The following is a 12,948-nucleotide window of genomic DNA, read 5'->3' on the forward strand; positions in this document are numbered from 1 at the left end:
TTGCTTTCATATGAGGGCCAGCGCCAGCCAGGGCGCGATCATGACAATCGCGATCATGACGACCATGATCAGCGCAAACGGGGCGGCGCCGGCGAATATGTCGCTGAGGCCAATTCGGTCATCGTCGAGATTCGATTTGATCACGAAGCAGGCCACTCCAAGGGGTGGGGTCAGAAGTCCGATTTCGACGGCGATGATCGTGACGATCCCGAACCATACGAGATTGATCCCGAAAGGCTCCACCACTGGCAGTATCAGCGGCAGGAGTATCAACAGGATCGAGGCGCTGTCGAGGATCGTTCCGAGAAGTATGATCACGATCAGGTAGAGGACGAGGATCCCGGTCAGGCCGAGGTTCCAGGTAGCCAGCAAATCGGTCATGGCGTTTGGCAGGCCGGTCAGGGCCAGCAAGCGCGAATACATGTGGGCTGCGATGATGAGAAAGGTGATCGAGGCCGTCACCTGGCCGGTTTCGATCAGGATGCGTCCGATCTCGCGCCATCCGAGCCGCCCCTTGAACTGCGCCACGAGGAATGCGCCAAGCGCGCCGACGCCGCCGGCCTCGGTCGGGGTGAAGAACCCGCCGTAGATGCCGCCCAGCACAAGCAGGATCAGGGCGACCACCGGCGCAGATTTCAGCAGCATTTCCGACGTTGCGATCGAGGCTGTGTCCAGACGGTTGGAAACGCCGGTGAAGCCGGACGCGAAGCGCGCCATCAGAATGATCGCAACGCTGAACAGGACCGCCAGCACGATGCCCGGAAGAATGCCTGCCTTGAACAGATCGCCGATCGAGACTTCGGCGAGTATTCCGTAAAGGATCAGAAGAAGGGACGGCGGGATCAGCATACCGAGCACCGAAGACCCGGCGACAACGCCCACGGAGAACCGTGGCGTGTAGCCCTGCCGGATCAGTTCGGGAACGGCGACCTTCGTGAACACGGACGCCGAGGCGATCGAGGTGCCGTTGACGGCGGCGAATATGGCGTTGGCGAAAACCGTTGCGATGCCGAGACCGCCGCGGAACTTGCGGAACAACTGTCCGGCGACGTCGAACAGGTCGCGACCGAGGCCGGAAGCGCCGACCAGAACGCCCATCAGCACAAACAGCGGGATAACGCCGAACGAATACCGGGCGACGCTGTCGAGAGCCGCCTGGGAGAGGAGGGCGCCGGCGATCGCGAATTTTCCTTTGACCAGGATGACGCCGACAAAGGAAACCGCCATCAGGGCGATCGCCACATGCATTCCGGTCTGGATCAGCACGAGGATCACGGCGATCGATGCAAGCCCGATTTCAACGTTGCTCATGGGTGGCGCTCCGTTTGAAACGCCGCCCGGAACAGGTTGACCGTCAACATGGCGTAGACCACGCAGGTCATGACGCATCCCGCAAGCACTGCAAGGACGAACGGCCAGCGGGGCAGGGTGAAGACGCCGTAGAGCCCCACTGTCTCGCGGTCCGCAATCGCTGATTCAATCTCGGGCCAGATGTAGCGCAAAAGGACGGCGAGCATGATCGTGCCGACAAGATGGTTCATTGCATCCATCAGCAGCGCCGCCCGTGGACTGCGCGCCATGATGCGGCCGATAACCATGTCGGATCGCACGGCGCGACCGGATGCCGTCGCATAGGGCAATTGCAGAAAGACGATCGAAACGATGGATGCGCTGACAATCTCCGCCGTCGCCGGCAAAGGCGTTGAAAAGGCGCCGCGACCGATGACGTCCAGATTGATCATCGCCATGATGGCGACTGTCCCGAGACCGCCAAGAATGGCCAGCACAAGGGCTATCGTTGTAAGGATGCGCTGCGCCGCCGATGGCGACGCAACGCGAAGTTCGGCTGTCATTCAGCGGTCCAGTCGCGGGCGAACTCCAGTCCGGCCTCGTTCGAAAGCTGCATGAACGTTTCAAGCGTTTTGCTGCCCGGTTGTCCCTGTGAATCGAGCTTGTCCGCCCAGTTCCGCGCAATGTTGGGCATGTTGTCGGCGTAGGCGGTCCGCATCTCGGGAGACAGTGACGAGATAGTCGCGCCTTCCGCCGAAGCCTTGTCGAGGCTGGTTGAACCGGCCGTGTAATAGGCATCCGCCGTCTTGTCGCGATACTCGGCGGCCACTTCCGTGATCACCGATTTGACGTCGTCCGGAAGGCTGTTCCAGACATCCAGGTTGATCGTGAGAGCGGACGAATATTTGGCGCCGAATCCAATTTTCGTGATGTAGGGGGCGACCTCGTAGAACTTGTAGGGCGCTATGGCGGACTCGAAGACGATGGCGCCGTCGATAAGGCCGGTCGAGATCGAATTGTAATAGGTCGTCAGCGCGCCGGCGACCGGCGTCGCGCCGCTTCCTGTAAGCCAGTTCAACGCAAGGCCGCCCGTGCCGATCTTGTGCCCTTCAATGTCGGCGGGCGACTTGATCTCGAAATTCGTGACGAACTGGTAGTCGTCGATACCCACGGGCGCGAGAAGCTTCTGGTTGTTTTTCGCCCAAGCCGCATCCATCTCCGGAATTTGCTCGTGCAGCTTGGTGATGACCTTGAGGAGCGCGGGAAGATCCGATGTTCCGAAAGGCGTCACGTAGGTAATCTGCTCGAGAGGCAGCTTGTCGCCCTCGAAGAGATGCGGCACATAACCGAATTCGGCGATGCCGGTCTCGACGGCTTCCAGCACGCCTTTGACGTCTGCGACGGATCCGGCGTAGGCCTCCGTCCATTCGATGGAATGCTTTCCCTGTTCCTCAAGGCGGCGATTGACTTCCGGTATGAAGAAATCTCGGATGTTCGCGACGCCCTTGGTGATCGGCGGATGACCGGCCACGACAGTGAACGAAAAAGTCTCTGCATGTGCGAGACCGGATGCGGCGGCGAGCGCCAGAAACGCCACGCCGGTTTTAAGAATGGTTTTCATGTTTTCCTCCCATTGGTTGAATTCAGTCGTCTACGGATCGGCCTCCCGCCTGTTCGGGATATGCGTCATTGTCCGGGCCGGCCTGGTTTCCAATCAGAAAGGCGCCGGTCAGGAAATCGACCAGTTGCGCTCTGAGAATCCGTTTGTCGGCGGGTTTGCAAAGTCCTCCCGAGAGCCTCTGCAGCCGACTTTCAGGTCCGTCGTCGCTCAAAGTCATCAAAATGGAGCCGACCATGAAATGGTAGCGCCAGTGCACCTCTGCCGGGTCGAGCTCGGGCGCGGCGTCGGCCAATGCGGCGACGTAGCGTTCTGCAACCCGGTCAAGTTCTTCGCGGACAACAGCGTGGGTCCATTCATTGGGGTCGACGCGATGTTTGAGAACCAGTCGCGCCAGGAGCAGGCCTGTCCGCGGGTCGTCCTCGTTGACATAGGCGTCGACGAACGACTCGATGACTGTGCGCAGATCCGGGCGCGCATTGTTCGCGCGCGCTTCGGTCTCAATGCGATCCAGGTTCGCAAGTCTCCGGACTGTCGACCGGTGAGCGACATCGCGAAAGACTTCCGTTGCGAGATTGTCCTTGCCGCCAAAATGATAGTTGACCGCCGCCGTATTGGCGCCTGCTTTCTCCGCGAGCGCGCGCGTCGTCACGCCGCCAATGCCGTGGGTGGCGAACATCTCCTCCGCCACAATGCGGATCCGGCTCTTTGTCTCTTTCTCAATCGTGTGATTCAAACGCATGTTTAAATCAAATCATTGAAACGCGTGCTTGTCAAATTCGCACTGGGTTGTCATGTTTGCGACGCAACCTGAATTTGTGGATATTGCCACATTCATATCGGGTAGAATCGCTATGTTCACTGCAATCAAATCGGGCGATTCAGGGTGCGACAGTGATGGGCAGATATTCGTATTCGGCAGGCGCTTCCAGTTCGGGGAGCAGAATCGGCAATGATCGCAAACCGCAGTCGCTGCCAGGCATTCAGCAGACCGAATGGCGCCGCCGCGGAGCGGCGGTCGGCGGCCACTGCATTGGCCGGGATCGCTAAAAGGCAGGCTTGCTTTCACCGCAGCGGGGCGTTTAATTCCCCACGGTGACGGGGAGCCTGTTGATGATCCGCATTCTGACACTTCTTCTGGCGCTGACGGTCCCGGCTCTGTCGGGGGAAACGCAGAACAGTCCATTTGATGAAGCAAGACGATTATTGTTCAATTTCGGCTATCTCGAGCAGGTGGACGCCGATAATGACGCGCTGGCGAAAGCGATCCGCCTCTATCAGAGCGATTGGGAACTCACGCAAACAGGTGTTGTCGACGACGATCTGATCGCCCGCCTTAAGCAGGACCATCCCGCCACGAAATCCAGATTGCAAATGGCCGAAGGACAGGCGTGCCTGATCAGGAATTCCCACCCCCAGGCGCAGGAAACGATAACCTATGAGGGACCTTGCGTTGACGGCTTAGCCAGCGGATCAGGATATATTTCCTTTAAATATCGTCACAAGGGCGAGTGGCGCGAAGGCTCCTATGAGGGGCAACTCAAAAACGGCGTTATGAATGGATACGGAATTTCCATCTCCGGGAACGGCGCGCGTTACGAGGGCGCGTTTCGAAACGGCCTCTATGGCGGGCATGGAGTGAAGACCTGGCCGAGCGGCGACCGCTACGAAGGCGATCATGCCGACGGCAAGAGAAACGGTCGCGGCGTCTACACCTGGGCGAAGAGTGGAAACCGGTACGAAGGTGAGTATGTCGACGGGAAACGGGAGGGGTTTGGCGTCTTCAGTTTCAAGAACGGCAACCGTTATGCAGGACACTTCGCTGGCAATAAAAGAAACGGCTTCGGTATTTTCGAGTGGTCGGATGGTACACGCTATCTGGGAACCTATGTCGGTAATCGGAGAGACGGCTACGGACGTCATGAATGGTCGGGTGGCGCCAGTTATGGAGGCGACTACAGAAATGGCGAAAGAACCGGCCACGGGGTTATGGAATGGCCCAATGGTCACCGTTATGAAGGCGCGTTCCTTAAGGGGGCTCTCACCGGACAGGGCAAATATGTCTGGCCGGATGGCAGCTTCTATGAAGGCGAATTCCTCGACGGCGAATTTCACGGGCAAGGTATGCGGATATTCCCCACCGGCAATCAATACATCGGAGAATGGAAAAACGGTCGGGCGGATGGCCACGGAATTAATGTCACCGTCGACGGCGGCGTCTACGAGGGCGAACTCAGGGACAACGCGTACAATGGTCATGGCGTCATGACCTGGTTCGACGGTATGCGCTACGAAGGAGCGTGGGTCGATGGACAGCCGCACGGACACGGCGTTCTGACAGACGCTGATGGCGCGGAGTATGAAGGCGAATGGAAGGCCGGATGCTATTCGGACTTTTGGATCAATACGACCCCGGAGGCGTGTGGCCACGAAGAGACGACGGAAACCGGCGACGACGCCGACTGATGATCCGTTGTCCTGCTCTGTCGCCCGGCGGCGAAATTACGTCAAGGCAGCCATCTGTTCATCGAGATGCTGCCGAATGTCGTCAGGCGGCTCCATGGAGCGGCGTGTTTCCGGGTTGAAGAAGACATTGGTCGACTGCGAGACGACGCAGCACTTGTCACCCTGGAAGATCGCGTACTGACAGGTGATGGAGCGGCCGCCCACGGCGGCCAGCCGTCCGCCGACCTCCACGGTGTCGGGATAAAGAATCTCCTGCAGATAGTCGACAGTCATGTTTGCGAGCACCATCCTGCTGTCAGGCAGCCGATCGCCGAACAGATTGTGCATGAAGCCGACGCGCCCCGATTCCAGATAGGCGGTAATCGCAACATTGTTGATGTGCTGGTTGGGATCCTGATCGGAATAGCGCAGGGTCACCGGCGTCAGGAATGAATAGGCGCCGCGTTCGCGCGGGATCGTCTTGTCTGTCGGCATTTCTGGCGGTTACTTCCGTGTGGGATCCTCTGAAACAGCGACGAGCTGCTTGCCGAAATTGCCGCCTTCGAGCAGCGAAATCAATGCCTGCGGCGCTGATTCCAGCCCTTCGGCGATGGTTTCGCGATACTGGATGCGGCCGTCTTTGACCATCGGACCAACCAGATCGAGGAATTCCGGAAACTGGTCGTAGTGATCGGTCACGATGAAGCCCCGCACGCTGAGGCGTTTGACGAGGATCGCCCGCCAGGTTCTGGGCAGATGGTTCTGTCCCTCCGACGCGCCTTCGCCCAGACCGCCGGCGTTGTACCAGGATATCACGCCGCAGATCGGAATCCGGCCGAACGTGTTCATGAGCGGGAGCACGGCTTCCAGCGTCTTGCCGCCGACGTTCTCGAAATAGATGTCGACGCCGTCCGGGCAGGCTTCGCCCATCGCCACCCTCAGGTCGTGCGGCGTGCTTGCCGCCCGATGGTCGAGGCAGGCGTCGAAGCCCAGCGTTTCGGTCGCATAGGCGCATTTTTCCGGTCCGCCGGCGACGCCCACGACGCGCAGCCCTTGCGCCTTGGCGAGTTGGCCGACCATTGTGCCGACGGCCCCGGTCGCAGCGCCCACGACCAGCGTCTCGCCTTCCTTCGGGCGGCCGTGAATATTGAGGCCGGCATAGGCCGTCATTCCGGGCATCCCGAGCACGCCGAGATTCGCCGAAAGCGGCGCGACCTCCGGATCGAGTTTCCGCAGGCCCTTGCCGTCGGAGACGCCGTGCGTGCACCAGCCGAAGCGATGATCCACAAAGTCGCCGACCGAAAAATCAGGATTGTTGGATTCGATGACCTGGCCGACGCAGCCGCCTTCCATGGTCGCGCCGATTTCTACAGGCGCGGCGTAGGAAGGGCCGGCGTCCATGCGACCGCGCATATAGGGGTCGAGAGAAAGCCAGATGGTGCGCACAAGGATCTCGCCGGGACCGGGAGCCGGCATCGGCAGTTCCTCAAGCCGGAAATTGTCCGGCGTTGGCGGTCCGTCCGGCCGCGAAGCAAGCACGATCCGTTTCATTGTGTCGTTGCTCATCATCTTTCCTCCTGATTGCAGGCCGGATATTTCCAGCTCCGCTTCACTTGTCCTTTATCGTGATCTCGAAACTTTGCGTCTTCGCAGGTGGAACGTCTTCCCAGGGGCGCAAATAACCGTAGACGAGTTTGGCGTCGCCGGGTGCAAGCGGCGTGACCTCGATCGACAGAACTTGTGGCGCGCCGACCTTTGCGCTGCTTTCCTCGACGGGGGCCCAGCCGAGCTCCTTCAATTCAAGATGATCAAGGCCGCTGCTTTGATCGTCGATCAGGCTCCATGTGTAGCCCGTGGAGGGAGTGCCGTCGAGACGAAGGATAAGCGCGGCGCCCACGACCGCATCGATCGTCTCGGCCGTCGCCGGCGAGACGGAGAGCAGCAATCCAGCGATGGCGGCGCGAATCCCCATGATGCTTCTTCACTACAGCAACCGACAGGAACCGGAAAGACGCTTGTTGATCTCACAAACTGATTCAATCCGCTGACAAACTGATTCAATTCTTTTGGATTTGCATCATGAAATCATTGGTTTTTCGGATTTCCTGCGCACGCCGCTTGTCCGGGGCGCCTCATCTCGATAGTTTGCTGCCATTCAAGTTCGGATTTTTTTCATGAAGTGTCTTATTGTTTCGGATCTGCACTACAATCTGAAAAAATACGACTTCGTTCTTTCCGCCGCCGAGCATGTGGATCTGGTCGTTCTGGCCGGGGACTTCCTGGAAATATCGCTCTACATCGACCGCAAGGCGCAGGCGGTCGTCGTCCAGAATTATTTTCGGCGGATTCGAGAAAAAGCGCCGCTGCTGATCTGTTCCGGCAACCATGATCTCGACCAGCGCAACGCGGCGGGCGAGATGTGCTCAAGGTGGGTCGACAGGATGCGGCTGTACAACGTCCACACCGACGGCGATTCCATTGTGGTCGACGACACGCTCTTCAGCATGTGCCTGTGGTGGGACGGCGAAGCGGGTAAAAAGAAGATCGAGGAGCAACTTCGCAAGGGGCATGAAATGAGGCCGGATCGCTGGGTCTGGGTTCATCACGCTCCGCCGGCGGGTTCGCCGACAAGCTGGAACGGCAAACGCTCCTACGGCGATCAGGAATTGCATGACTGGATAGAAACCTGGCAGCCGGATCTGGTCTTCTGCGGTCACGTTCACCAGGCGCCCTTCGTCGCAAACGGATCCTGGATCGATCGTATCGGTAAGACCGTCGTCTTCAATGGCGGGCATCAGCTGGGCGCCCTGCCGTCCTACATCCTTCTGGATACGAAAACGTCGCAGGTCTATTGGCGCGGCCAGCCGGGAACGCGCTGCGCCAATCTGGGCGAGCCGCTTCTGACGGCGCAGGACTGGGCCGAGGACGTGCCGGAATGGGTTTTTGCTATGTGTCGTCTGGAAGCTCGTCATCTGGCATGAACTGTTCTTCCTGCTCGTGCGCGAGTGATTCAAGCACCTCGTCGACCATGCCGAAATGGTCCTTGTAATCCTGAAACTGTCGCTTGAGATCGACCAGATAGGCGGTGGAATTGTTGAGCCGCATGGCCAGGAGATGGGCGATCGGCAGGAGGAACGACGGATTGTCTTCGATAAACCGCTTGGCGCCGTCAACGATATGCACCTTTGCGTCGGTCGCCGCGCGCACGTTGGCCGTGTGATCGACGTCGAGCAGGATCGACATTTCTCCGAAGACCGAACCGGGCTCGGTGACCATGGCGATCGAGACGTCGCCCCGGTAAACCTCAAGCGCGCCTTCCGCCAGGACGAAAAGCCGATCCGAGCGGTGGCCCTCCGTCATTATGATTTCGCCTTCGGTTAGATGCGCCGGTTCCCGGTCGCTGAAATATCGCAGTATTAACGACATGGACTCTCAAATATGCTGGCCGCCTTGACAATCTACGATGCGGCTTCATCGCCAACTCAAACACATATCCGTCCGGTTTTGCAAATCATCTTGCTGCCGGCATGAAAAAGGGCGGTCCGTTTCCGGGCCGCCCTGCGCGTCATATCCTCGAAATCCGGATTATCCGGCGCGCTGATCCAGCAATGGCGTGATGTTGCGGATGGTTACGCGGCGATTGCGCCATTCGTCATAGGGCGTGTCGATCTTCAGATACTCCTCGCCATAACCCTGGATGACCAGGTTTTCCGGCGGCACGTCATAGGCCTCGACCAGGATCTGCGCCACGGTTTCCGCGCGGCGGTCGGACAGCGTGAGATTGTAGATGTCCGATCCCACGGCGTCCGTGTGTCCTTCGACCAGGAAGAGCGCATTCGGGTCGCGATCGATGACGTCGAGCATGCCGCCGGCGATGTCGGCGAGATACGGAACCTGCGACGGCCCGACATAGGCGCTGCCGGAGGCGAAATTGACCGAATCCAGATCGACTCGACGAACCATGGCGCGAACGCGTTCGTTCTCGCGAATGTCGCGTAGCGTGTAGTTATGGGTGACTTCGGCGACCGGAGGCGCCGACCATACGTCGGCCAATTGGCGACGGCCGTAGCCTCCGCTTTCCACGACATACTGGTCGTAAGGAATGGTGATCTGGAGCGGCGGAAGCTGCCGATCATAATTGACGGGCCGCTGGCGGTCGTCGCGCGTGTCGAACAGGACGACCCGCTCGCCATTCGGGAAAACCTTTACACGGCGCAATATGTAGCCGCCTGGGTCACGCACCGTGATGATCTGCACGCCGTTGCGACGGGTGATGATTTCACGCGTCCTGCCGTTGCGCATGCGTTCGTACTCGACGTCCCGACTGTCATGGCGAAACAGCGCGCTTTCGTCCTTGCGGACATAGTAACGGCCGTCGCGCTCCACGACGAAACGGTCGCCTTCGTCTTCCACGACGCGTCCGCCCAGAGCGGGGGCCAGCACGCCAACGGCGATGCCTGCGGCGGCGGCGCCGATCAGGGCTTCACGGTTGCGTTTCGCATCGTCACGCCTGTCCTGCTCGGCCCGGCGCAAACGATCGCGTTGACGCTCGGAAATGTTTTCCGGAACCACCGCGACCGGGCGCTCTTCGGCGGCCTCGATCTGCTGTTCGACGGGCGCTTCCGCAATCGGCTTCGGCTTGGGAGCATCCGGTTGGGGACGCGGCGCCGCGCGCCGTTTTTCCGGCGGTCTGCGACGCGGCTCTTCTGCTACGGAGTCGCGCGGTTTGCTGCGGTTGGTTTCCGCGTTCTGGCGATCCTGATCGCCCCGCTGACGCTGACCAGCTTCATTCTTGTTATTCCTTCTTGGCTGGTCAGCCGTCGTGGCGGGTTTTTCCTTTGGTTCGGGTGCGGCGGTCTCCATCCCTTCCGGCTTGGGTTCCGGTTTGGGCGCTGCCTCTTCAACCGGTTTCGGCTCGGGCTTGGGCGCTGCTTCTTCTACGGGTTTCGGCTCGGGCTTGGGAGCTGCTTCTTCTACGGGTTTCGGCTCGGGTTTGGGCGCTCCCTCTTCGACAGGCTTTTGCGGACGCTCGGGACGCTCTGCGCGTTCCGGGCGTTTTTCCGGATTTTCCCGCGCGCGCTTGTCGCCTTGCGCATCCTGCGCCGGCTCCGGTCGCGCATTTTCAGCCGCGTCCCGCGGCTTCTGTCTCTGCTGCTGGCGGTTGTCCGCCTGTTCCCGACGGTTGTCCCGTCGCTCCCCGATAGCGCCAGCCATGGCTGCGCGTGCGGCGTCGAGCTCCTGCTTGGCTTCCTCCACGCCCTCTCCGGTGGCGCGTGCGCGTTCGAAGTTTCGACGCGCCTGGTCCAGCCGTTGTTTTGCTTCACCCATATTTTGGGCGCTCGCGTGCGTTGCCGCGAACATCGTCGCCCCGGCGACCGCGATAGCCGTTGCAGGCGTCGTAGCCTGGCCGACGACGATGGTCAGTGCGGTGGTGGCGTTGAGCAAGCTGCGTAACATCTGAATTTCCTCGTGAGTCTTGTTATGCCCGTCCGCATGCGGCGGGCTGTTTATTTCAGTATTCAAAACGATCATGGCCGGACTTGGTTCCGATCATTGACGTTTCCGGCCGATCACTAAACACTACGCTGCATGAACCCTGCATTAATGACGATCGCCGCCGATCTGATCCGGCGAATTCCGCGCGCCGAGCGCGATTTGCTGAATGCAATGGCGTTGACGGAAAACGGCCTGGATTGCCGGTCTGACGCCGGGATCCGTGGTCTTTTGGCCGCCTTTCCGGGCGCGATCGTGCATGACGCGGAAACCGATCGCGCGCGCTTTGCGTCGCAGGATATGCGCCGCGCTTTCAGGGAATTGCTGGATGCGGCTGCGGACGATCAAGTTTCGTTACCGCCGGCGACGCTTTATGCGCGAGGCGAGATCGCGCCGGCCATCCTGGCGGCCCAGAAAGCCGGAATGCTGGAAGACGCGCTGGAATGGTTTCGCGAGCAGGGCGGTATTTTCTTCATGCATTATCATGGCCAGGACGCCTGCGGACGGATTCTGGACGGTTTCCCCGATGACGTGCGCCGCGAGAACTCGACTGTGGTTCTGTGCTCGGCGATGCACGCCCTGAAATCAGGCAGCGTCAACAGGGCGCGTCACATCCTGCGCGAATTCAAAGGACCGGAAGCCATCGATATCGAACGCGTCGTCACGAGCCCGGACCGCTATTCGCTGGAGTTCCGGTCGTTCCGCCTGTTGATGGGCCTTTATGAAGACGTCGCCTATTCGAAGCGTATTCAACATTGCATGTTCGACCTTTTGGGCGAATTCTCGCTCGACGACCATCTCAACCGCGGCGCCATCTACAACACAATGCTGGAACTGTGCATGCAGCAGCAGCAACTGGGCACGGCGGAGGAGATCGCCAATCGCGCCGCTTATCACTACAGGCTCGCTGACGCGCACCTCATGGTGTTCTACATCGAGTTCCATCGCGGCGTGCTGGCGCTCATCCGGGGCTCTGTGCCGGACGCGGACGTGGCGGTGCATGCGGCTGAAAGCGCGCTCGGGCGGGTGACATTCGATTCACCCACAGATCGGCGGCTGCTCGACCTTTTGAAAGTGATCACCGCCTATGAGAAGGGCGACGCGGAAGGGCTCGTCGCGTACCTCAACAGCGAGTTCGACAAGTTCGCTTATGGCGAGTTGTGGCCAACCATCGTCGAACTGGCGCTCTATTACGGAAGCCTCGCCATCAGCGGCGAGTTGGGTGTCGCGGCGGCGCGCGCGTTTCTTGAGAAATGGCGCGTCCAGGAATGGCGATCGCATCGGTTTCACGATGTCATCACCTTCCGACAGATCGATATTCTGCAGAACCACAATCGCTGGCAGGAGGCGGCGGACCTGCTTAACACCGTGCAGGCCAGGATCAATCGCACCTGGGTGGAGTCGGCGGAAGAAGCTCTTTCGCGGCTTGATGACAGCCGTGAAATCGGCATTGCGATGGCCTGGCTGAAACACCTCATCCATCAGGGCGCGGATGGAGAAATTCGAGCGCGCCAGATTGAGGCGTTTCTCAACAATCCCAATCTGAACGGGCGTCAGCGCGCTGTTCTGTTGATATGGGACGCCTATGTCGCGCGATCGCAGCGCAGCCTCACCCGTGCGCGGCGGCAGTTCACGCGCGCGCTAGAGGATTCGATGCGCTCGGGCGCGCTCACCCATCTCGTCGGGGAGCGGGCGCTCATCGATAGGCTGCGAGACGACAGGCGGATAGCGGATTTCGTGCTGTCGACGCCCGGAACAGCCAGTTACCTGCGCAAGCTGGATCATTTCCACGCGACGTCCCAGCGCGATATGCCTGGCCTGACCCGGCAGGAGAAGCGGGTTCTGACCTTGGTCGCGGAAGGCGGGTCCAACAAGTTCGTGGCGCGCCAGATGCGGTTGTCGGAGGTGACGGTCAAGTTTCACCTGTCGAATATCTACCGCAAGATCGGGTGCCGCAGACGCGCGGAAGCGGTCGCAGCCGCCCGCGCCCTGAATTGGGTCGCGTGACGCTTACCGCCCAAAACTTATACCAATATCTTCAAAACCTATACTTCTGTCCGGTTGTGAAACCGCGAACCTTTCGCCGATCATGAAAGGACGGT

General features: G+C 60.0%; 12 protein-coding genes. 3 read left to right on the forward strand and 9 right to left on the reverse strand.

Features of this window, described 5'->3' with window-relative positions:
• Window positions 1-6: 6 nt before the first annotated feature.
• The 4 genes from K1W69_RS02825 to K1W69_RS02840 are packed head-to-tail and all read right to left on the reverse strand — an operon-like array spanning window position 7 to window position 3,650.
• Window positions 7-1,311 (reverse strand): TRAP transporter large permease, encoded by a 1,305-nt coding sequence (locus tag K1W69_RS02825; protein WP_220226814.1) that lies wholly within the window; start codon window positions 1,309-1,311, stop codon window positions 7-9.
• The gene (locus K1W69_RS02830; protein ID WP_220226815.1) at window positions 1,308-1,853 is read right to left on the reverse strand and encodes a TRAP transporter small permease subunit; all 546 of its coding nucleotides are present in this window, start codon (window positions 1,851-1,853) and stop codon (window positions 1,308-1,310) included. The genes K1W69_RS02825 and K1W69_RS02830 overlap by 4 nt, the downstream gene beginning before the upstream one ends.
• A complete protein-coding gene (locus tag K1W69_RS02835) occupies window positions 1,850-2,911 on the reverse strand; it encodes a C4-dicarboxylate TRAP transporter substrate-binding protein (protein ID WP_220226816.1) in 1,062 nt (353 codons plus the stop codon). Before K1W69_RS02835 ends, K1W69_RS02830 begins: the two co-directional genes overlap by 4 nt.
• A 22-nt stretch (window positions 2,912-2,933) precedes the next feature.
• On the reverse strand, window positions 2,934-3,650 hold the full coding sequence (locus K1W69_RS02840) for a TetR/AcrR family transcriptional regulator (RefSeq protein WP_220226817.1): 717 nt from the start codon (window positions 3,648-3,650) through the stop codon (window positions 2,934-2,936).
• 371 nt (window positions 3,651-4,021) lie between these two features.
• Between K1W69_RS02840 and K1W69_RS02845 the strand changes: the two genes are divergently transcribed.
• Window positions 4,022-5,374 (forward strand): MORN repeat-containing protein, encoded by a 1,353-nt coding sequence (locus tag K1W69_RS02845; protein WP_220226818.1) that lies wholly within the window; start codon window positions 4,022-4,024, stop codon window positions 5,372-5,374.
• Between the two features lie 36 nt (window positions 5,375-5,410).
• Here K1W69_RS02845 and K1W69_RS02850 read toward each other — a convergent pair whose 3' ends face one another.
• From K1W69_RS02850 to K1W69_RS02860, 3 genes are read right to left on the reverse strand one after another with little or no spacing between them, the layout of a single operon-like run.
• Complete coding sequence (locus K1W69_RS02850; protein ID WP_220226819.1) at window positions 5,411-5,848, reverse strand: acyl-CoA thioesterase; 438 nt, start codon at window positions 5,846-5,848, stop codon at window positions 5,411-5,413.
• Between the two features lie 9 nt (window positions 5,849-5,857).
• Entirely contained in the window at window positions 5,858-6,919 is a 1,062-nt protein-coding gene (gene curA / locus K1W69_RS02855; RefSeq protein WP_258570777.1) for an NADPH-dependent curcumin/dihydrocurcumin reductase, read from the reverse strand.
• Between the two features lie 43 nt (window positions 6,920-6,962).
• On the reverse strand, window positions 6,963-7,325 hold the full coding sequence (locus tag K1W69_RS02860) for a protease inhibitor I42 family protein (RefSeq protein WP_220226821.1): 363 nt from the start codon (window positions 7,323-7,325) through the stop codon (window positions 6,963-6,965).
• Window positions 7,326-7,527: 202 nt separating this feature from the next.
• Here K1W69_RS02860 and K1W69_RS02865 point away from each other — a divergent pair, with 202 nt between their 5' ends.
• The gene (locus K1W69_RS02865; protein ID WP_220226822.1) at window positions 7,528-8,334 is read left to right on the forward strand and encodes a metallophosphoesterase family protein; all 807 of its coding nucleotides are present in this window, start codon (window positions 7,528-7,530) and stop codon (window positions 8,332-8,334) included.
• Here the strand turns inward: K1W69_RS02865 and K1W69_RS02870 are convergent.
• Both K1W69_RS02870 and K1W69_RS02875 read right to left on the reverse strand, forming a co-directional pair.
• The gene (locus K1W69_RS02870; protein ID WP_258570778.1) at window positions 8,300-8,779 is read right to left on the reverse strand and encodes a Crp/Fnr family transcriptional regulator; all 480 of its coding nucleotides are present in this window, start codon (window positions 8,777-8,779) and stop codon (window positions 8,300-8,302) included. The genes K1W69_RS02865 and K1W69_RS02870 overlap by 35 nt on opposite strands.
• A 159-nt stretch (window positions 8,780-8,938) precedes the next feature.
• Window positions 8,939-10,810: an OmpA family protein gene (locus K1W69_RS02875; RefSeq protein WP_220226824.1), complete on the reverse strand. Its 1,872-nt coding sequence runs from the start codon at window positions 10,808-10,810 to the stop codon at window positions 8,939-8,941.
• 147 nt (window positions 10,811-10,957) lie between these two features.
• Between K1W69_RS02875 and K1W69_RS02880 the strand changes: the two genes are divergently transcribed.
• Entirely contained in the window at window positions 10,958-12,853 is a 1,896-nt protein-coding gene (locus K1W69_RS02880) for a helix-turn-helix transcriptional regulator (RefSeq protein ID WP_220226825.1), read from the forward strand.
• Window positions 12,854-12,948 lie beyond the last annotated feature (95 nt).

Origin of the sequence: Flavimaribacter sediminis (assembly GCF_019492055.1) — a bacterium.
Taxonomy (GTDB): domain Bacteria; phylum Pseudomonadota; class Alphaproteobacteria; order Rhizobiales; family Rhizobiaceae; genus Flavimaribacter; species Flavimaribacter sediminis.

Excerpts from the sequence above, each read along its gene's own strand:
- K1W69_RS02825 (WP_220226814.1), bottom strand. The coding sequence starts at position 1,311 with ATGAGCAACGTTGAAATCGGGCTTGCATCGATCGCCGTGATCCTCGTG.
- K1W69_RS02830 (WP_220226815.1), bottom strand. The coding sequence starts at position 1,853 with ATGACAGCCGAACTTCGCGTTGCGTCGCCATCGGCGGCGCAGCGCATC.
- K1W69_RS02835 (WP_220226816.1), bottom strand. The coding sequence starts at position 2,911 with ATGAAAACCATTCTTAAAACCGGCGTGGCGTTTCTGGCGCTCGCCGCC.
- K1W69_RS02840 (WP_220226817.1), bottom strand. The coding sequence starts at position 3,650 with ATGCGTTTGAATCACACGATTGAGAAAGAGACAAAGAGCCGGATCCGC.
- K1W69_RS02845 (WP_220226818.1), top strand. The coding sequence starts at position 4,022 with ATGATCCGCATTCTGACACTTCTTCTGGCGCTGACGGTCCCGGCTCTG.
- K1W69_RS02850 (WP_220226819.1), bottom strand. The coding sequence starts at position 5,848 with ATGCCGACAGACAAGACGATCCCGCGCGAACGCGGCGCCTATTCATTC.
- curA (WP_258570777.1), bottom strand. The coding sequence starts at position 6,919 with ATGAGCAACGACACAATGAAACGGATCGTGCTTGCTTCGCGGCCGGAC.
- K1W69_RS02860 (WP_220226821.1), bottom strand. The coding sequence starts at position 7,325 with ATGGGGATTCGCGCCGCCATCGCTGGATTGCTGCTCTCCGTCTCGCCG.
- K1W69_RS02865 (WP_220226822.1), top strand. The coding sequence starts at position 7,528 with ATGAAGTGTCTTATTGTTTCGGATCTGCACTACAATCTGAAAAAATAC.
- K1W69_RS02870 (WP_258570778.1), bottom strand. The coding sequence starts at position 8,779 with ATGTCGTTAATACTGCGATATTTCAGCGACCGGGAACCGGCGCATCTA.
- K1W69_RS02875 (WP_220226824.1), bottom strand. The coding sequence starts at position 10,810 with ATGTTACGCAGCTTGCTCAACGCCACCACCGCACTGACCATCGTCGTC.
- K1W69_RS02880 (WP_220226825.1), top strand. The coding sequence starts at position 10,958 with ATGACGATCGCCGCCGATCTGATCCGGCGAATTCCGCGCGCCGAGCGC.